The organism is Methylobacterium jeotgali, assembly GCF_022179345.1.
In the GTDB taxonomy this organism is placed as follows: Bacteria; Pseudomonadota; Alphaproteobacteria; order Rhizobiales; family Beijerinckiaceae; genus Methylobacterium; species Methylobacterium jeotgali.
This window is the reverse complement of record NZ_BPQR01000081.1, coordinates 46359-64725: the sequence shown is the minus strand read 5'-3', so window position 1 is coordinate 64725 and position 18367 is coordinate 46359. Positions and strand designations below refer to the sequence as shown.

General features: G+C 71.0%; 14 protein-coding genes and 1 pseudogene. 10 read left to right on the top strand and 5 right to left on the bottom strand.

Annotated elements, in window-relative coordinates; all coding sequences use genetic code 11:
* Window positions 1–133 (bottom strand): annotated as a pseudogene (locus tag MFF04_RS19620) (sigma factor); the annotation flags it as partial.
* Window positions 134–186: 53 nt separating this feature from the next.
* Complete coding sequence (locus MFF04_RS19615; protein WP_373320128.1) at window positions 187–1311, bottom strand: patatin-like phospholipase family protein; 1125 nt, start codon at window positions 1309–1311, stop codon at window positions 187–189.
* 324 nt (window positions 1312–1635) lie between these two features.
* On the opposite strand from MFF04_RS19615, the gene ispG reads away from it, so the two are divergent.
* On the top strand, window positions 1636–2964 hold the full coding sequence (gene ispG, locus MFF04_RS19610; protein ID WP_238278336.1) for a flavodoxin-dependent (E)-4-hydroxy-3-methylbut-2-enyl-diphosphate synthase: 1329 nt from the start codon (window positions 1636–1638) through the stop codon (window positions 2962–2964).
* Between the two features lie 182 nt (window positions 2965–3146).
* Window positions 3147–5135: a potassium transporter Kup gene (locus tag MFF04_RS19605; RefSeq protein ID WP_238278334.1), complete on the top strand. Its 1989-nt coding sequence runs from the start codon at window positions 3147–3149 to the stop codon at window positions 5133–5135.
* A gap of 54 nt (window positions 5136–5189) precedes the next feature.
* Here the strand turns inward: MFF04_RS19605 and MFF04_RS19600 are convergent, their stop codons facing one another.
* Complete coding sequence (locus tag MFF04_RS19600) at window positions 5190–5621, bottom strand: YeeE/YedE family protein (RefSeq protein ID WP_238278331.1); 432 nt, start codon at window positions 5619–5621, stop codon at window positions 5190–5192.
* Window positions 5618–6028 (bottom strand): YeeE/YedE family protein, encoded by a 411-nt coding sequence (locus MFF04_RS19595; RefSeq protein WP_238278329.1) that lies wholly within the window; start codon window positions 6026–6028, stop codon window positions 5618–5620. Before MFF04_RS19595 ends, MFF04_RS19600 begins: the two co-directional genes overlap by 4 nt.
* A 247-nt stretch (window positions 6029–6275) precedes the next feature.
* Between MFF04_RS19595 and MFF04_RS19590 the strand changes: the two genes are divergently transcribed.
* From MFF04_RS19590 to MFF04_RS19560, 6 genes are all read left to right on the top strand, one after another.
* Window positions 6276–6482: a hypothetical protein gene (locus MFF04_RS19590; RefSeq protein ID WP_238278327.1), complete on the top strand. Its 207-nt coding sequence runs from the start codon at window positions 6276–6278 to the stop codon at window positions 6480–6482.
* A 15-nt stretch (window positions 6483–6497) separates the two neighbouring features.
* Window positions 6498–7343 (top strand): serine O-acetyltransferase, encoded by an 846-nt coding sequence (cysE, locus tag MFF04_RS19585; protein WP_238278326.1) that lies wholly within the window; start codon window positions 6498–6500, stop codon window positions 7341–7343.
* A 419-nt stretch (window positions 7344–7762) separates the two neighbouring features.
* Window positions 7763–9154: a family 2B encapsulin nanocompartment shell protein gene (locus MFF04_RS21965; RefSeq protein ID WP_283206390.1), complete on the top strand. Its 1392-nt coding sequence runs from the start codon at window positions 7763–7765 to the stop codon at window positions 9152–9154.
* Complete coding sequence (locus tag MFF04_RS19570; protein WP_238278324.1) at window positions 9141–11159, top strand: family 2A encapsulin nanocompartment cargo protein cysteine desulfurase; 2019 nt, start codon at window positions 9141–9143, stop codon at window positions 11157–11159. The genes MFF04_RS21965 and MFF04_RS19570 overlap by 14 nt, the downstream gene beginning before the upstream one ends.
* Before the next feature lie 128 nt (window positions 11160–11287).
* Window positions 11288–11812, top strand: coding sequence for a cupin domain-containing protein (locus MFF04_RS19565; RefSeq protein WP_238278322.1), 525 nt, complete (start codon window positions 11288–11290; stop codon window positions 11810–11812).
* A 392-nt stretch (window positions 11813–12204) separates the two neighbouring features.
* The gene (locus tag MFF04_RS19560; RefSeq protein ID WP_238278321.1) at window positions 12205–14373 is read left to right on the top strand and encodes a TonB-dependent siderophore receptor; all 2169 of its coding nucleotides are present in this window, start codon (window positions 12205–12207) and stop codon (window positions 14371–14373) included.
* A 40-nt stretch (window positions 14374–14413) separates the two neighbouring features.
* On the opposite strand, the gene MFF04_RS19555 is transcribed toward MFF04_RS19560, so the two are convergent.
* Window positions 14414–14959, bottom strand: coding sequence for a thermonuclease family protein (locus tag MFF04_RS19555; RefSeq protein WP_238278319.1), 546 nt, complete (start codon window positions 14957–14959; stop codon window positions 14414–14416).
* Between the two features lie 552 nt (window positions 14960–15511).
* Here MFF04_RS19555 and MFF04_RS19550 point away from each other — a divergent pair.
* Together MFF04_RS19550 and MFF04_RS19545 are read left to right on the top strand one after the other, a co-directional pair.
* The gene (locus MFF04_RS19550; RefSeq protein ID WP_238278317.1) at window positions 15512–16000 is read left to right on the top strand and encodes a (2Fe-2S)-binding protein; all 489 of its coding nucleotides are present in this window, start codon (window positions 15512–15514) and stop codon (window positions 15998–16000) included.
* A complete protein-coding gene (locus MFF04_RS19545) occupies window positions 15997–18339 on the top strand; it encodes a xanthine dehydrogenase family protein molybdopterin-binding subunit (protein ID WP_238278315.1) in 2343 nt (780 codons plus the stop codon). The genes MFF04_RS19550 and MFF04_RS19545 overlap by 4 nt, the downstream gene beginning before the upstream one ends.
* The last annotated feature ends 28 nt before the right edge of the window (window positions 18340–18367 follow it).

Here is an 18367-nt window from a genome sequence, read left to right as displayed (position 1 = left end):
CCAGCGCCCGCACCAGCGTCTCGTGGACGAGGTCGTCGGCGCGCAGGGTGTCGCGGCTCAGGGCCCGCGCGTAGCGGCGCAGCGGCACGAGCAGGTCGACGATGTCGGTGCGCTTGGACTTTTCGGCGATCATGTCTGTTCAACGGGCGAGCGGCATCCCTTAATCCCGCCCGCCTGTCGATCGGCCTACTGATAGGTGCCGGCGAGGTCGAGGGTGCCGTCGCGGCCGATCTCGTCGTAATGCGCCGCGAGCCAGGCCTCCGCCGCCGCCCGGCCCCGGTCGCGCAGGCGCTCGAAGCCGGGCCAGCGGGCGTCGAGGCGGGAGGAGGCGCGATGATCCTCCAGGGCGTCGGTGCCGTCGATCCGGTGCAGGAGCGCGCGGCGGTACTCGCCGGGGCCGAGCACCCCGTCCTCGATCAGCCCCTCCACGAAGTCGATCGCGCGCAGCTCCCGCATCAGGTTGGCGTTGAAGGTGATCTCGTTCAGCCGGTCCTGGATCTCCCCTTGCGTGCGCGGCGTCTGCCGGCGCTCCACGGGGTTGATCTGCACGAGCATGATGTCGCGGGTGTGCGCGCCCCGGTGCAGGGGATAGAGCGGCGGATTGCCGAGATAGCCTCCGTCCCAGTAGGGCACGCCCTCGATCTCCACGGCCTGGAACACCGTCGGCAGGCAGGCCGAGGCCATCAGGTGATCGACGGTCAGGCGCTCGCGCTCGAAGACGGCGAGCTTGCCGGTCCAGACGTTCGTCGCCGAGACGTAGAGGCCCGCCGTGTCCGCCGCCCGCAGGCGCTCGAAATCGACCTGGGCGGCCAGCACCCGGCGCAGCGGGTTGATGTTGAGCGGGTTGGCCGCGTAGGGGCTCGGCGTCAGGAGCTTCGACCAGAAGGCCGCGACCGGGTTGTCGCGCCACAGGCCGAGAAGCCCGTCGAGCACGCCCTGCTGCGTCGGCCCGAGCGCCTGGTCGAGGCTGACCGCCCGCCAGAACCGGGCGAGCGCCTCCCGCGCGCCCTCCGGGCCGCCGGCGAGCCAGCCGTCGGTCATCACCACGGCGTTCATCGCGCCGGCGCTCGCCCCGGTCACCGCCTCGAAGGCGAGGCGGCCGTCGGCGATGAGCGCGTCGAGCACGCCCCAGGTGAAGGCCCCGTGCGCGCCGCCGCCCTGGAGGGCCAGCGCCACGGTCTTCTCCGCGGCCGAGCCCGCGAGGAATCGGCCCGGCGGCCGGGTCGGCGGCCGGTCCTCGGGATTCGCGGGGACCGCGGTCGCCGGATTGCCCGGATCGGCGCTCGGGGTGGTGCGCTTGTCCATGCTCATGCTCCGGAGATGGGATGGTGCGCTGCGGTAGCAACTGCTGCACCACGGCAACACCGGCCGCCCGCGACCGGCTCCGGCGGGGGCCGTCCATCCCCGGACATGGCTGGATCGCGAGCGAAAACCTCGACATCCGCGCGGGAATGGGACATGACACGCGCGGAGTGGCAGGTGCCGGCGCGCTTGACGCGGCGCGGTGTCACGCTCACCTAACCGGTCGGGGCATAAGGTCCCGATACGGCCGAGGTTTTCGATTCGACGTTGGCGGCCGGCCGACGCGGCGATGCCGCCGCCCCGCAACGATCGAGGCTCGAGGCAAGGTCCACGATGCAAGCCAGTTCAGCCGCTGCCGAGACGCCCGCCTCTGAGGCGTCGCCCCTCGGCGGAACCGGTCCCGAGATCGCCGGCCCGGCCTCGCGCCACGGCACCGTCGGCGTGCGCGTCGGCGAAGGCGAGGGCAGCGTCACCATCGGCGGAGGCGCCCCGGTCGTCGTCCAGTCGATGACGAACACCGACACCGCCGACATCGACGCTACGGTGGCGCAGGTCAGCCAGCTCGCCCGCGCGGGCTCGGAGCTGGTGCGCATCACCGTCGACCGCGACGAGGCCGCCGCTGCCGTCCCGAAGATCCGCGAGCGGCTCGACCGCATCGGCTGCCACGTGCCGCTGGTCGGCGACTTCCACTACATCGGCCACAAGCTCCTCTCCGACCATCCCGCCTGCGCCGAGGCGCTCGCCAAGTACCGGATCAACCCCGGCAACGTCGGCTTCAAGGAGAAGAAGGACACCCAGTTCTCGACCATCGTCGAGCAGGCGATCCGCTACGGGAAGGCGATCCGCATCGGCGCCAACTGGGGCTCCCTCGACGGCGAGCTGCTCACGCATCTGATGGACGAGAACGCGAAGTCGCCGCGCCCCATCGACGCCCGGGCCGTGATGCGCGAGGCAATGGTGCAGTCGGCGCTGACCTCGGCGCGCCGCGCCGAGGATCTCGGCCTGCCCAAGGACCGGATCGTGCTCTCCGCCAAGGTCTCGGCGGTGCAGGACCTCATCGCCGTCTACCGCGAGGTGGCGCGCCGCTCCGACTACGCGATCCATCTCGGGCTGACCGAGGCGGGCATGGGCTCGAAGGGCATCGTCGCGGCCTCGGCCGCGATCGGCGTGCTGCTCCAGGAGGGCATCGGCGACACCATCCGCTACTCGCTGACGCCGGAGCCCGGCGGCGACCGCACCGTGGAGGTGAAGGCCAGCCAGGAGCTTCTCCAGACCATGGGGTTCCGCACCTTCGTGCCGCTGGTGGCCGCTTGCCCCGGTTGCGGGCGCACCACCTCGACGACCTTCCAGGAGCTCGCCCGCGACATCCAGAACTGGATCACCACCTCGATGCCGGAGTGGAAGAAGACCTATCCGGGGGTCGAGGGGCTGAACGTCGCGGTGATGGGCTGCATCGTGAACGGGCCGGGCGAATCGAAGCACGCCGATATCGGCATCTCGCTGCCTGGAACCGGCGAGACCCCGACCGCCCCGGTCTTCATCGACGGCAAGAAGGCCACCACCCTGCGCGGGGCCACCCTCGCCAAGGACTTCGAGACCATCGTCATCGACTACATCGAACGCCGCTTCGGCCAGAGCGGCGCCCGCGACGCGGCCGAGTAGTCCGGACCCATGCGCGCCCCCGCGCGCCAGCGGAGGCGCCGCGCCGGTTCGCCGCGCGGGCGCGCTTCGTCGCGCGCCGGCCTGACCCCCTTCGTTCCTCTTCCGCCGGCCCCCGCCGCGCGCGCCGAGACGGCGCCGTCCCGCGCGGCGAGGCGATCCGGCCGGAGCCTCGACCCCGCCCCATGAGCCAGCCCGTCACTCCGAGCGCCTCCGGCGCTCCGCCCGACGCCGCCTCCGGCCCCGCGCCGGGCGAGGGCGGCGGCCACGCGCCCGTGCCGGCCGGCGCCCTCGACGCGCCGGAGGGCGGGCATGACGGGCACACGAAGGCGGGCTTCGCCTCGCTGCTCGTGGGCAGCGTCGGCGTCGTCTACGGCGATATCGGTACCAGTCCGCTCTACGCCTTCCGCGAGGCGCTGGCGCCCTCGCGCACCGACGGGATCCTGCTCGCCGAGGAGGTGATCGGCACCGTCTCGCTGATCCTCTGGGCGCTGTTCCTGATCGTCACGGTCAAGTACGTCATCATCCTGCTGCGCATGGACAACAACGGCGAGGGCGGCATCCTCTCGCTGATGGCGCTGGCGCGAAAGGCGCTCGGCGGCTCGCGGATCGTGTTCATGCTGGGCCTGCTCGGCGCGGCCCTGTTCTACGGCGACTCGCTGATCACCCCGGCGATCTCGGTGCTCTCGGCGGTGGAGGGGCTGAAGCTCGTCACCCCCGCCTTCGAGAACTCGGTGCTGCCGATCACCCTGGCGATCATCCTCGCCCTGTTCCTGGTGCAGAGCCACGGCACCAGCCGGGTGGCGAAGTTCTTCGGGCCGATCATGGTGATCTGGTTCCTGGCGATCGCGCTCGCCGCGGTGCCGGCGGTGATCGCGGCGCCGGAGGTCTTCAAGGCCTTCAACCCCTGGTACGCGGTCCACTACCTGCTCGGCCACGGCAGCGGCGCCCTGGTGGCGCTCGGCGCCGTGTTCCTGGCGGTGACGGGCGCCGAGGCGCTGTTCGCCGATCTCGGGCATTTCGGGCGCCGCCCGATCCAGGTCGCCTGGGTCGGCCTCGTCTTCCCGTGCCTCGCCATGAACTATCTCGGCCAGGCGGCGCTGACGCTGGCCAAGCCCGAGACCACCGACCCGTTCTACCAGCTCGTGCCGGAATGGGGCCTGATCCCGATGGTGATCCTGGCGACGCTCGCCACCGTCACCGCGAGCCAGGCAGTCATCACCGGAGCCTTCTCGCTGTCGCGGCAGGCGATCCAGCTCGGCCTGCTGCCGCGCCTCGAGATCCGCCACACCTCCGAGGCGCATTCGGGCCAGATCTACCTGCCGCAGATCAACGGGCTGCTGCTCGTCGGCGTGGTGACGCTGACCTTCCTGTTCCGCTCCTCCTCGGCGCTCGCCTCCGCCTACGGCATCGCGGTGACGGGCACGATGCTGCTCACCGCGAGCCTCGGCTTCGTGGTGCTGTGGCGCTACTGGAAGCTGTCGCCGATCCTCGCCGCGGCGGCGATCATGCCCTTCATCGTGATCGAGTTCCTGTTCCTGCTCTCGAACCTCCTGAAGGTCTTCGAGGGCGGCTACGTGCCGCTGCTGCTGGCCGGCGGCCTCATCATCCTGATGTGGACCTGGGTGCGGGGCGTCACGATCCTCTTCAACAAGACCCGCAAGACCGACGTGCCCCTCTCCGAGCTCGTCGGGATGCTGGAGAAGAGCCCGCCGCACCACGTGCGCGGCACCGCCGTGTTCCTCACGAGCGACCCGGAGATCGCCCCGGCCGCGCTTCTGCACAACCTCAAGCACAACAAGGTGCTGCACGAGAAGAACGTCATCCTCACCGTGCAGACCGTGGACACGCCCCGCTCCAACCCGGCCGACAAGGTCCGCATCGAGCCGATCGGGCCGCATTTCTTCAAGGTCACGATGAAGTTCGGCTACATGGAGACGCCGAACATCCCCAAGACGCTGACGCTGCTGCGCAAGCAGGGCTTCAAGTTCGACATCATGGCGACGTCGTTCTTCCTGTCGCGGCGCTCGATCCGCCCGGCCGCGCATTCCGGGATGCCGCTCTGGCAGGACCGCATCTTCATCACGCTGGCCAAGAACGCCAACGACGCCACGGACTTCTTCCAGATCCCGACGGGCCGCGTCGTGGAGGTCGGGACCCAGGTCACGGTGTAGCGACACGGTGTAGCGACACGGCGTCGTCGCCGAACCGGCCCGCGCGATCCGCCGCTACCGGTCCCGGCCGGCCGCGACCAGGCGATGGCCGGCCATGCCCGCGAGCATGGCGGCGACGAAGACCAGCGCCGGGACCGCGCCGGTCGAGAGCGCGGCGATCGCGGGGCCCGGACAGAAGCCGGACAGGCCCCATCCGATCCCGAACAGGACGGCCCCGAGGATCAGCGGCGCATCGATCCGCGTCCTCGACGGCCAGTGGAAGCGCCCGTCGAGGGCCGGCCGGACGAGGCGGCGGGCCAGCGCGTAGCCGAGGCTCGAGACGGCGAGGGCGCCCGCCAGGACGAAGGCGAGGCTCGGGTCCCAGGCGCCCGTAACATCGAGGAAGCCGCGCACCCGCGCGGGATCGAGCATCCCCGAGAGCGACAGCCCGAGCCCGAAGAGCAGGCCGCAGGCAAGGGCGGCGGCGACGCGCAGCGGGCCGGTCACGGCAGGAGCCGCCCGGCGGCGACGGTGAGCATCGCCGTGCCCATGAACACGAGGACCGCGACCAGGGAGCGCGGCGAGAGGCGGGCGAGCCCGCAGACCCCGTGCCCGGAGGTGCAGCCCGAGCCGAGCCGCGTGCCGAACCCGACGAGGAGGCCCGCCACGGCGAGCACCGGAAGCCCGGCCTCGATCCGCATCTCCGGCCAGCGCCCCGCGAGCCAGGCGAAGAGCGGCGCTCCGAGCAGCAGCCCGATCAGAAAGGCGAGGTCGGCGGCCCATCGGCCGCCGAGGCGGCCGAGGCCCGCCACCAGCCCGCTGATTCCCGCCACGCGCCCATTCAGCAGCATCAGAAGCGCCGCCGAGAGGCCGATCAGCGCGCCTCCCGCGAGCGAGGGCCAATAGGGGGTCATGGCGATGTCCTGCCGAGGGGTATCGGGCAGGGCGTAGCGCGGCCGGAGACCGGAAACAAGGCTTGCAAAGCGGCGTTGGATTGATAATTATCAAGCTATAACAATGACTTAGCGAAAACAAATCTCCCTTCGAAGCCTTTCCCGACCCAAACCTTCTCCCCCATCGGCAACGACCGGAAGACCTTTCCCGGGCTCCGCGCCAACCCAACCCGGCACCGGCCGGACGCGATCAAGAGAGGACCGTGCCATGGCATCAGCCACCATGCATCCCGGCGACCAGGTGGTGTTCGAGCGTCTCGACGTCGCCGAGCTTCTCGGCATCTGGCGCCACGCCAGGGGGCGCATCGTCGGCATCCACGGCCAGGGCTGCCGCGCGCAGACCGTGGACGTGAAGTTCGACGGGCACGCCACCCTGCACCGCTACCTGCCGGACGTGTTCCGGCGGATCCATTAAGGGCGATCCGGCATCATGACGGCATCGGCTGCGATCCGGCCACCGGCCCGGGCGTCGGGGCAGGTCATCGGCGAGGCCGAGGTCTGGGCGGAGATCCGCGCCGAGGCCGAGGCCGCGCTGATCGAGGAGCCCCTCTACGCGGGGATCATCCAGGCGACGATCCTCGACCAGCGCAACCTCGCCCAGGCCTTCGCCTACCGCCTCGCCCACCGCCTCGGCGACGGCGACCTCGCGCGGCTCTCGATGCGCGACCTCTGCCTCTCCGCCTTCGAGGCCGACCCCCATGCCATCGGCCACGCGGTGCGCGACCTCGTCGCCATCCGCGAGCGCGATCCGACCTGCCGGCGCTATCTCGACCCGTTCCTGTTCTACAAGGGGCTCGCGGCGCTGGAGGCCTCCCGCGTCGCCCACTGGCTCTGGCACCAGGGCCGGGCGACGCTGGCGCTGCACGTGCAGAGCCGCATCTCCGAGGTATTCGGCTGCGACATTCACCCCGCCGCGCGGATCGGCTCGGGGGTGTTCATCGACCACGCCACCGGCGTCGTGATCGGCGAGACCACGGTGATCGCCGACGACGTCTCCATCCTCCAGTCCGTGACGCTCGGCGGCAACGGCAAGGAGAGCGGCGACCGCCACCCGAAGATCGAGCGGGGCGTCCTCCTCAGCGTCGGCGCGAAGGTGCTCGGCAACATCCGCGTCGGCGAAGGCTCCAAGGTCGCGGCGGCGGCCGTCGTCCTGCACGACGTGCCGCCCCACACGACCGTGGCGGGCGTGCCGGCCCGCGTCGTGTCGCGTCTTGCCGCGGACGAGACGCCGGCTCTCACGATGGATCAGTCCTTCGGCTTCGGCGACGGCATCTGACTCGCGGACCGAGAAAAATCGTTCCGGGCACGATCCCGCTACGCCATCGCCGTCGATCGCGCGTTCAGGGGAAGTACATTCTCCGCGAAAGGCTGTTCGCGGCATGACGTTCTATCGTATCCATAATGTTCGGCAGGAAATTTTACGGATCGTCGAAAAATCGAAAGATCGTTCTGTTGACCTCAGTCCCGGCTCAAGCTTATCCCGAAACGGTCGCAAGAGATCGCCGAGAGAACGATTCCACGATCTGATCTCGTCCCCTCGAAATCTTGAACGACACGAGATGTGCATGGGTGCGGGGCGTGCATCAGCCGCCCGGCACCGATGAGGGTTGCGCGAACCATTCCAGATCCACTGCGCCCACCCGCGCCGATGCGCGGGAACGACTTGGCGCGCCTGAACGACGGAGACAGCATACGATGAGCGGACCGGGTTTGAGCGTCAGCGCCTCGGCGGCACGCAATCTCGCGACGGCGACCGTCACGTCGGTCCAGAACGCGGCCAACACGCCGCGCTGGCTGCTGCGGCTCCTGCCCTTCGTGGACGTTCCCGGCGGCGTCTACCGCGTCAACCGGCGCGCCGTGGTGCTGGCCAAGCCCGGCCGCATCGATCTCGCTGCCGAGGACGGCGGCCGGGCCGTCCGCTCCGGGTCGCTCCGCTCCGTGCCGCTGTTCAGCCGCCTGGGGGATGCGGAGCTCGCGACGCTCGCCGGCCGCTTCAAGGAGAGCCGCCACAAGGCGGGCGAGGTGATCCAGGAGGAGGGGTCCAGCGGCCGCAGCCTCGTGATCGTCGCCGACGGCACCGTCGAGCTGACCCTGTCGGGCCCCTACAAGGGCCGCCTGCGCCAGGGGCTCGCCACGACCGGCGACTATTTCGGCGACGACGCCCTGCTCGGTGAGAGCGGCCCGGCGCCCGCCGTCAAGGCGCTCTCGGCCGTGACCCTGCTGACCCTCGACCGCGCCGCGATCGAGGACGAGGCCATCCGCTCGCGCATCGGCCAGTACCGGGAGGAGCGCGACCGCCTGAAGGGCCACACCAACTCCTACGGCGAGCAGGGCATCGAGCTTCTCGCGGTCCATGCCGGGGAGCCGCGCCTGCCGACCACCTTCGTCGACTACGAGACCAACCCGCGCGAGTACCACCTCTCCACGATCCAGACGATCCTCAACACCCACACCCGCGTCACCGATCTCTACTCCAACGAGATCGACCAGCTCCGCGAGCAGATCCGCCTCACCGTCGACGCGGTGAAGGAGCGCGAGGAGTGGGAGCTTCTGAACAACTCGCAGTTCGGCCTGCTCGGCGAGGTCTCCGGCCGCCAGCGCATCCCGACCCGCGGCGGTCCGCCGACCCCGGACGACCTCGACGAGCTGCTGACGCTGGTCTGGAAGAAGCCCGCCTTCTTTGTGGCGCATCCCCGCGCCATCGCCGCCTTCGGCCGCGAGGCCACCCGCCGCGGCGTGCCGCCGGTGGTGGTGCACCTGTTCGGCGCGCCCTTCATCACCTGGCGCGGCGTGCCGCTGGTGCCGAGCGACAAGCTGCCGATCGACACCGACCCGGTGACGGGCGCGCAGACCACCTCGATCCTGCTGCTGCGGGTCGGCGAGGGCGAGCAGGGCGTCGTCGGCCTGCACAAGTCCGGCGTCACCGGCGAGATCGAGCCCGGCCTGTCGGTGCGCTACGCCGGCACCAACGATCACTCGATCGCCTCGCACCTCGTGACCCGCTACTTCTCGGCCGCGGTGCTGGTCGAGGACGCGATCGCCCGCCTCGATAACGTGCTCCTGGGAAACTACCATGACTACGCCTGAGGCGTCGGCATTCGGTAGCCCCACGGGCGCGCTCGGCGCCGGTCCGAGCGAGCTCGCTCACGCCGATCTCGTCGGGCGCCTCGCCCGCGAGATCTACGGGCAGGGGCAGGCCGCGAGCCAGCCCTTCGCCCCATCGATCCCCGCTGGGCCCCAGGTCCCGCAGGCGCTGGAAAGCCTGCCTCAGGGCCCCGGCGGCGCGCCGCTGCCCAGCGGCGCGGTCGGCGTCCCCTCGACGCCGGGGGGCGGCCAGCCCCACGGCCTGCAGCCGGACGCCTCGGCGCTGGCGGCGCGCTCCTTCGGGGCGCCGCCGATCGGCCTGCCCGGCCTTTCTGGACCGAGCCTGCCGAACTTCGCCCCCGCGAGCCTGGCCTTCCTCGACACCGCCACGATCCCGCCGGTCCATCCGGCGAGCCCGCGTCCGCCGCTGCCGGACTTCTCGTCCCCGAGCGTGCCCTCGCTCGCGTCCGCCCTGCCCGGCGGCCCGGAGCTGCACCGGCAGATCGCGGCGGACCATCCCCGCGCCAACGCCTTCGCGCACGCGCTCAGTCCACATCTCGTGCCGGCCGATCCGTCGAAGCACGGCGTGGACGCCTCGCAGGAGAGCTTCTCGAGGACCGGCCGCCTGTCGCGCGCTCCGGAGGCGGCCGCCGGCTCGGACTACTACTTCCTGAGCCCCGCCGGTCATGTGCCTGCCCCTGCCCGGAAGGCGCCGGCCGCGCCGCGCGTCGAGCCCGCAAAGCGCCCCGGCCCGGCGCCGCGGGCGATCTCGCACGGGTCGAGCCCGGTCGCCGCGCCCTTCGACGTGGAGAGCGTGCGCCGCGACTTCCCGGCGCTCCACCAGAGCGTGAACGGCCACCCGCTGGTCTGGCTCGACAACGCGGCGACGACCCACAAGCCGCAGAGCGTCATCGACGCGACGAGCGAGTTCTACGGCCGCCACAACTCGAACATCCACCGGGCCGCGCACACGCTCGCGGCGCGTTCCACCGACCTGTTCGAGGGCGGCCGCGAATCCGTGCGCCGCTTCCTTAACGCGCCGTCGAAGGACGACATCGTCTTCCTGCGAGGAACGACGGAGGCGATCAACCTCGTCGCCGCCTCCTACGGCCGAGCCAATATCGGGCCGGGCGACGAGATCATCGTCTCGACGATCGAGCACCACGCCAACATCGTGCCCTGGCAGCTGCTCGCTCAGGCGACCGGGGCGACGATCCGGGTGATCCCGGTCAACGATCGCGGCGAGCTGATCTTCGAGCAGTACGCGGCGCTGCTCTCGGGGCGCACCAAGATCGTCTCGGTCACGCATGTGGCGAACGCGCTCGGCACCGTGAACCCGGTGCGCGAGATCATCCAGCTCGCCCACGCCTACGGCGTGCCGGTGCTCGTCGACGCGGCCCAGTCCTCGCCGCATATCCCGCTGGACGTGCAGTCCCTCGATGCCGACTTCCTCGTCTTCTCCGGGCACAAGGTATTCGGGCCGACGGGCATCGGCGCCCTCTACGGCAAGTCGCACCTTCTGGAGGCGATGCCCCCCTGGCAGGGCGGCGGCCACATGATCGAGGACGTCACCTTCTCGAAGACCGTCTACAAGGGCGCGCCGGAGAAGTTCGAGGCGGGCACGCCCGACATCGCCGGCGCCGTCGGCCTCGGCGCGGCGATCGAGTATCTCGAGAGCATCGGCCTGCCGGCCATCGCGGCCTACGAGCATGACCTGCTGGAGTACGCCCAGGCGGGTCTCGCCGACGTGAAGGGCCTGCGCCTGATCGGCACCGCGCGGGAGAAGGCCAGCGTGATGTCCTTCGTGATCGAGGGGCAGGAGAACGAGGCGGTGGCCCACCATCTCGATGCCCACGGCATCGCCGTGCGCTCGGGCCATCACTGCGCGCTGCCGGCCCTGCGCCGCTTCGGCGTCGACCAGTCGGTGCGCGCCTCGCTCGCCTTCTACAACACCCGCGCGGACGTGGACGCGTTCCTGCGGGCGCTCCACACCCTGCCCCGGCACTGAAGAAAGGGGCGCCGACCCGAGGCCGGCGCCCCTTCGGTCGTGGTCTCGAAAGGCCGGGACCTTTCGCGGGTGCAGGGCGGAGCCCAGCCATGCCATGATGGCGCCGGGCGCGGGCATCGAGGCGGAACATGCACGACATCGGCGACGACCACGACGGAGAGCCGCACCCCCACGGAGAGGATCACGCGCGGGAGGACGCACGCTGGAAGCACGACGGCGTGCGGGTGATCCCCGGCGACCGCCTCGACCCGAACACCGCGCAGACGCCGGGCATGTTCCGGCAGGCGGCGATCAACGCGGCCCGCGTCGGCGCGCAGCGGATCTGGGCCGGCACGGTGGCCATCGAGCCCGACGCCAAGACCGGCGTCCACCACCACGGCGCCCTGGAGAGCGTGATCTACGTCGTCTCCGGCCGCGCCCGGATGCGCTGGGGCGAGCGGCTCGAATACGTCGCCGAGGCCGGCCCCGGCGACTTCATCTTCGTGCCGCCCTACGTGCCGCACCAGGAGATCAACGCCTCCACCGACGAGCCCCTGCACTGCGTGCTGGTGCGCTCGGACAACGAGGCCGTCGTCGTCAACCTGCCGGAGATCGAGCCCGTCGAGCGGCCCGAGACCGTCCCCTGGATCGACCCCATCCATCGCCATCCGTGATCGAGGCCGGTGCCGCTCGGGCGCCTCGCGCCACCGGAGCGCGACGAGCGCCCGGATCTCTGCGGGTTGCCCGCCGCGCGGCGGACCGCTCGCCGACGCGAGCCCATCGACGGCCGCCCGGAATCGCACAGATCCTCGCCGCCGATCGATCCTGGCGTCTCTCGCTGCGAGAAGAACTCTTGCAAATACGAGTTGTGTTCCGGGGTTGGTCTACGGCGTCTAGTCTAGAATGGAATCATTTCAAATAGAGATTGATGACTTTATGTGACACGACTTTCGGATCGCGTGTGTTTGCGGCGGCGACATGTCGGCCGGGATTGCGCGCCCCGAGATAATCCCGTTGAAGCGGGGTGTGCGGCATCCTGACCCGGCGCGCACCCGAGACTCCGTCGATGACATCCCCGATCCGCGAAACGAGAGAGTCCGGCCGCGCCGGCGCGTCGCTTCGGAGGGCTCTTGGTCTCGCGCTGGCGGGGTTCGCGGCGGCTGCGTCCGGCGCGCTGGCGCAAGGAGCGCTGGACGAGGCGCGGCTCGAGGAGCTCAGCGTCATCGGCCAGGGGCCGGCGATCGAGCGGGCTTCGGGCCCGGTGATCGGCTACCGCGCCACGCGCTCGGCGACCGGCACCAAGACCGACACCGCGCTGCGGGACACGCCGCAGACCGTCAACGTCGTGCCCCGGGAGGTCATCGTCGACCAGGGCAGCACCAGCCTCACGCAGGTCCTGCAGAACGTCAGCAACGTGCAGCCGGCGGGCACCCTCCAGGGCCGTACCGAGACCTACACCATCCGAGGCTTCAACACGCAGACAGGCGCCGTCGACGGCGTCTTCCTGAACCAGTCGAGCAACTTCTTCACCGTCACCCGCGACCTCGCCGACGTCGAGCGCGTCGAGGTGCTGAAGGGGCCGGCCTCCGTCCTCTACGGGCGCGGCGATCCCGGCGGCGTCATCAACGTCGTCACCCGCCGCCCGACCCTGGAGCCCAGCGCCGACGCCAGCCTTCAGGGCGGCAGCTTCGGCTTCCGGCGGGTGCAGGGCTCGGCCTCGAGCGCGATCGTCGGGGTCGACGGCCTCGCCGGGCGCCTGAGCTTCGCCGCGCAGACGGACCCGACCTTCCGCAGCTTCGGCGGGCGGGACAACTCCCGCACCTTCTTCGCGCCGGCCTTCAGCTACAACCCGACCCCCGACACGCGGGTCTACTTCGTCGGCGAGTTCACGCGGGTCGACGCGCAGTACGACGAGGGCCTGATCGCCGTGAACGGCCGGGTCTCCCTCGACAACATCTCGCGCTACTACGGCGAGCCCTTCGCCCGCTACAACGGCTACGCGAATTTCGGCCTGCTGATCGCCGAGCACGACCTCAACGAGCAGATCACCCTGCGGCAGGTCATCAACGCGCAGTGGGGCGGCTTCGACCAGTTCGTCGTGCGCGCAACCGGCCTCTCGAACCGCAACACCCTGGTGACACGCCGCGACACCGCGACCAACTCGAGCTACGCCGCGGTCGACAGCCAGAGCGAGATGGTCGCCAAGTTCGACCTCTTCGGCCTGCGCCACACCGTGCTCATCGGCTTCGAGTACACCAACGGCTATCGCCGCTCGTACACGACACAGGGCAACATCGCCTCGGTGAGCTTCCTCAACCCGACCTTCGGCGCGGCGCCCGGCCCGCTCTCCCTCCAGGGAGACCTCAAGCAGAAGAACGAACTGAACGGTTTCTACGTCCAGGACCAGATCGATCTCGGCTACGGCCTCCAGCTGCTCGCCGGCCTGCGCTACGATTTCGGCACGCAGTTCTACTTCAACCGGACCCCGACCTCGCGGACGATCCCGCCGGACCAGGAGCTTTCCGGCATCTCGCCGCGGATCGGCCTCGTCTACCGTCTGGCCGACCCGGTCACGCTGTTTGCGAGCTACACGACCTCGTTCAAGCCGCAGACGGCCAACGTCCTCAACGCGGTCAACCCGCCCCCGGAGACGGGCGAGCAGATCGAGGTCGGCAGCCGCTTCGACCTCGCCCCGAACCTGTCGCTCACGGCCTCCGCCTTCCGGATCACGCGCAACAACGTCGCCGCGACCGACCCCGCCAATACCGGCTTCTCGGTCATCACAGGGCAGCAGCAGTCGCGGGGCTTCGAGGCGGACCTGACGGGCGAGATCCTGCCGGGCTGGAAAGTCATCGGCGGCCTCGGCTTCACGGACGCGCGGATCACCCGCGACACCACCTTCACGGTCGGCAACCGGCTCGCCGCCGCGCCCCTGTTCAGTGCCAGCGTGTGGTCGACCTATCAGGTCCAGGAGGGCGCCCTGCGCGGCCTCGGCCTCGGCGCGGGCGTCACCTATGTCGGCCAGCGCTACGGCGACCTCAACAACAGCTACGTCGTGGGCGCCTACACCCGCCTCGACGCCGCCGTGTACTACGATTTCGACGCGCACTACCGGCTCGCGGTCAACATGCGCAACCTGACCGACGTGCGCTACGTCGAGCAGCCGTTCAACCAGTTCAACAACGCGCCCGGCGCGCCGTTCACGGTGCTGGCGACCCTGTCGGCCAAGCTCTGAGCCGGGCTGGCCGGGCGAACGCCGCGCCGAGGCGCCGCGCTTACTGGGCGGAGGCGGTGCGGTGCGCGGGGGACCGCCCGGCCTCGCGGCTGCGGGTGGTCGGATCCTCGAACACGCCGGCCCAGAGGCCGCGCCGGGCCGCCCAGGCACGGGTCTCGTCCGCGTTGTAAGCTTCCGCGACGTGCTTGTCGGCGACGGCGTGGCCTTGGCGCACCATCCAGGCGGCGAGGTCCTCGCGGCCGAGACGGCACAGGGCGACGGGCCGGTGGCTGCGGTCGACGCCCCGGGATTCGCAGACGATCTCGCCGGTGCCGATATGGCGGGCGAGCGCCCTGCGGGCCCGCTCGCCGCAGCGGATGTTGGCGCCCTCGGCGTCCTGACAGATCTGCGCGGCGGCGGGCGCGGCGACGCCGTAGAGGCCGATGAGGGTGCCGCCGACCTGCAGGGTGTCGCCGTCGATCACTGTGGGGCGGCCCTGGACCGTGTCGGCGGCGAGCGCGGGGCCGCCGAGAGCGAGGAGCAGCGGGGCGGCCCGCAGCGTGCGTGCCCACGCCCCGCCGCGGATCCCGTCGACCGAGTTACGCATCGAATGGTCCGTCCTGTCTCTCATGCGGTCAAACTGTCCGCCGCCGTGAGGCAATTCGAAGGCCAGACTGTCTCCGTCGCCCCGCGACGCAGCAGAATGTTTCGTCGTCTACCGTCTTTCGTCGCTCGGAACGGAGCCGCGCGGTAGCGCCACGCCGTCGCACCCCGGCTGCACGGAGCGCCGGGCTCGCGCCTCCGCGCGGCTTTCCCGGAGGGTCGCAGGGCTCGGTTAACGGGGCTCGAACGCCGGCCGGGGGCGATGGTCCGGCCTGTGCGCTGGAGCACATCTTCGGGCCCTCAGCGCCCGATTGCCGATCGTCCCCGCAGGTTGCCATGTTGCCCCGGCGCCGGGGGGCGCCCTAGGTTAGGACCATTCTGATGTCCGGGATGCGGGCCGCGCCGCCTCGCGTCGTCTGCGGCGGCGGGCCTTCCGCTCCCGGCACGGTCCGCCCGTCCTGCCCGCGATCGTCGCGGTGCCCGACGGGCCTCGCGTCGCTTCAGACTCGCCGCGCATCGCTCGGGCGCGGTCGGTCCAACGCTCAGGAAGGCAGGAATGATCAGCCTCACCGTCAACGGGGCGCGCCGCACATTCGACGGCGACCCGGACATGCCCCTCCTCTGGTATCTGCGCGACGAGCTCGGCCTCGTCGGCACCAAGTTCGGCTGCGGGCAGGCGCTGTGCGGCGCCTGCACGATCCATCTCGGCGGCACTGCCGCGCGGGCCTGCGTCACCCCGGTCTCGGCCGCGGCCGACCAGGAGGTCGTGACGATCGAGGGGCTCTCGCCCGACGGCAACCACCCCGTGCAGGTGGCCTGGCGCGACCTCAACGTGGCGCAGTGCGGCTACTGCCAGTGCGGCCAGATCATGCAGGCGGCCTCGCTCCTCAAGGACACGCCCAAGCCCGACGACGGCCAGATCGACGAGGCCATGAGCGGCAACATCTGCCGATGCGGCACCTACCCGCGCATCCGCGCGGCGATCCATCAGGCCGCCGGCCAAGGTCAGGGCCAGGCGGGCGAGACCAAGGGAGGCCGCCTGTGATCCATGAAGCCAAGCTGATGGCCGAGCTCGCCTCCGCCCCCGAAGCCTCCGAGTCCGGCGCCCCGATCCTGTCCAACCTCAGCCGCCGCGGCATCCTCGGCGGCATGGGCGCCCTCGTCCTCGCGCTCTCCGTCCGCGAGGGCCGCGCCGAGGAGAAGAGCGAGCCGAAGAAGTTCGGCGCCGACGGCATGCCGCATGGCTGGCAGGACGACCCGACGATCTTCGTCGCCATCGCCGCCGACGGCACCGTGACGGTGACGAACCACCGCTCCGAGATGGGCCAGGGCGTGCGCACCTCGATCGCGCTCACCGTCGCCGACGAGCTCGACGCCGACTGGTCGAAGGTGAAGGTCGTCCAGGCCTGGGGCGACGAGACCCGCTTCGGCAACCAGGACACCGACGGCTCCCGCTCGCTGCGCCACTTCTTCCGGCACTTCCGCCACACGGGGGCGGCGGCCCGCGCCATGCTGATCCAGGCGGCGGCCGCGAAGTGGAACGTGCCGGCCTCCGAGATCACGACCGACAAGCACGTCCTCGTCCACGCCAAGTCCGGCCGTCGGATCGGCTACGGCGAGGTCGCGGCTGCGGCGGCCGAGCTGCCGGTGCCCGCCCGCGAGAGCGTGCGCCTCAAGGATCCGAAGGCCTTCCGCTACATCGGCAAGGGCGAGATCGGGATCATCGACAACCGCGACATCACCACGGGTCGCGCCGTCTACGGGCTCGACGTGAAGCGGGACGGGATGCTCTACGCCCTCGTCGCCCGGCCGCCCGTCTACGGCGGCAAGGTCGCGAGCTACGACGACGCGGAGACCCTCAAGGTCCCCGGCGTGGTCAAGGTCTTCAAGATCGACGGCGGCGCCATCCCCTCGGAGTTCATGCCGCTCGGCGGGGTCGCGGTGGTCGCCAAGAACACCTGGGCGGCGATGAAGGGCCGCGAGGCCCTCAAGATCACCTGGGACGATGGCCCGAACGCGAACTACGACACCGACGTGTTCCGGGGCGAGCTGGAGAAGGCCGCCCGCGCGCCGGGCAAGGTCGTGCGCACGGCGGGCGACGTCGACGGCGCCATGGCCAAGGCCAAGCGCAAGGTCGAGGCGGAGTACTTCGTGCCCCACCTCGTCCAGGCGCCGATGGAGCCTCCGGCCGCGGTGGCGCAGGTGAAGGACGGGGCCTGCGAGGCCTGGGCCTGCACGCAGGGTCCCCAGGCCGCCCACGACCGGCTGATGAAGGCCCTCGGCCTTCCCGGCGACAAGGTGCGCGTGAACGTGACGCTGCTCGGCGGCGGCTTCGGCCGCAAGTCGAAGCCCGACTACGTGGTCGAGGCGGCGCTGTGCAGCCGCGAGGTCGGCGGCGCGCCGGTCAAGCTCGTCTGGACCCGCGAGGACGACCTCCATCACGGCTACTACCACACCATCTCGGTGGAGCGCCTGGAGGCGGGCCTCGACGAGAAGGGCATGCCGGTGGCCTGGCTCCACCGCTCGGTCGCGCCGACCATCGGCTCGATCTTCGCGCCGGACCCGAAGCACGAGCTGCCCTTCGAGCTCGGCATGGGGCTCGTCAACACGCCCTTCGCCCTGCCGAACATCCGGCTGGAGAACCCGGAAGCCGCGGCGCACGTGCGCATCGGCTGGTTCCGCTCGGTCTCGAACATCCCCCACGCCTTCGCGATCCAGTCCTTCGTGGCCGAGCTCGCGCATGCGGCGGGGCGTGACCCGAAGGACTACCTCCTCGACCTGATCGGGCCGGCGCGGCGCATCGACCCGACCACGATCGGCGACGTCTGGAACCACGGCGAGGACCCGGCCCTCTACCCGATCGACACCGGCCGCCTGCGCCGGGTGATCGAGACGGCGGCCAAGGGCGCCGGCTGGGGCCGCAAGCTCGCGAAGGGCCGCGGACTCGGGCTCGCAGGCCACTACAGCTTCGTCACCTACACCGCTGTGGCGGCGGAGGTGGAGGTCGGGCCGAAGGGCGAGGTCAAGGTGAACGCCGTCGACATCGCCGTCGATTGCGGGCCGCAGGTCAACCCGGAGCGGATCCGCTCGCAGATGGAAGGCGCCGTGGTGATGGGGATGGGCCTCGCGCTCACCTCGCAGATGACCTTCAAGAACGGCCGCGCCGAGCAGGGCAACTTCGACGGGTTCGAGGTCGTGCGCCTCGACGCCGCGCCGAAGGAGGTGCGCGTCCACCTCGTGCCCTCGGGCACCTGGGACGGGCCGCTCGGCGGCGTCGGCGAGCCCGGCGTCCCCCCGGTCGCCCCAGCCATCGCCAACGCGGTGTTCCAGGCGACGGGGCGACGGGTGCGCCAGCTCCCGATCCGCGACCAGCTCAGCGCCTGACGCTGCGCACGGAAACGGCCGGCCCGCC

Excerpts from the sequence above, each read along its gene's own strand:
- MFF04_RS19605 (WP_238278334.1), top strand. The coding sequence starts at position 3,147 with ATGAGCCAGCCCGTCACTCCGAGCGCCTCCGGCGCTCCGCCCGACGCC.
- MFF04_RS19555 (WP_238278319.1), bottom strand. The coding sequence starts at position 14,959 with ATGCGTAACTCGGTCGACGGGATCCGCGGCGGGGCGTGGGCACGCACG.
- MFF04_RS19565 (WP_238278322.1), top strand. The coding sequence starts at position 11,288 with ATGCACGACATCGGCGACGACCACGACGGAGAGCCGCACCCCCACGGA.
- MFF04_RS19560 (WP_238278321.1), top strand. The coding sequence starts at position 12,205 with ATGACATCCCCGATCCGCGAAACGAGAGAGTCCGGCCGCGCCGGCGCG.
- MFF04_RS19615 (WP_373320128.1), bottom strand. The coding sequence starts at position 1,311 with ATGAGCATGGACAAGCGCACCACCCCGAGCGCCGATCCGGGCAATCCG.
- MFF04_RS19590 (WP_238278327.1), top strand. The coding sequence starts at position 6,276 with ATGGCATCAGCCACCATGCATCCCGGCGACCAGGTGGTGTTCGAGCGT.
- MFF04_RS19570 (WP_238278324.1), top strand. The coding sequence starts at position 9,141 with ATGACTACGCCTGAGGCGTCGGCATTCGGTAGCCCCACGGGCGCGCTC.
- ispG (WP_238278336.1), top strand. The coding sequence starts at position 1,636 with ATGCAAGCCAGTTCAGCCGCTGCCGAGACGCCCGCCTCTGAGGCGTCG.
- MFF04_RS19595 (WP_238278329.1), bottom strand. The coding sequence starts at position 6,028 with ATGACCCCCTATTGGCCCTCGCTCGCGGGAGGCGCGCTGATCGGCCTC.
- cysE (WP_238278326.1), top strand. The coding sequence starts at position 6,498 with ATGACGGCATCGGCTGCGATCCGGCCACCGGCCCGGGCGTCGGGGCAG.
- MFF04_RS21965 (WP_283206390.1), top strand. The coding sequence starts at position 7,763 with ATGAGCGGACCGGGTTTGAGCGTCAGCGCCTCGGCGGCACGCAATCTC.
- MFF04_RS19550 (WP_238278317.1), top strand. The coding sequence starts at position 15,512 with ATGATCAGCCTCACCGTCAACGGGGCGCGCCGCACATTCGACGGCGAC.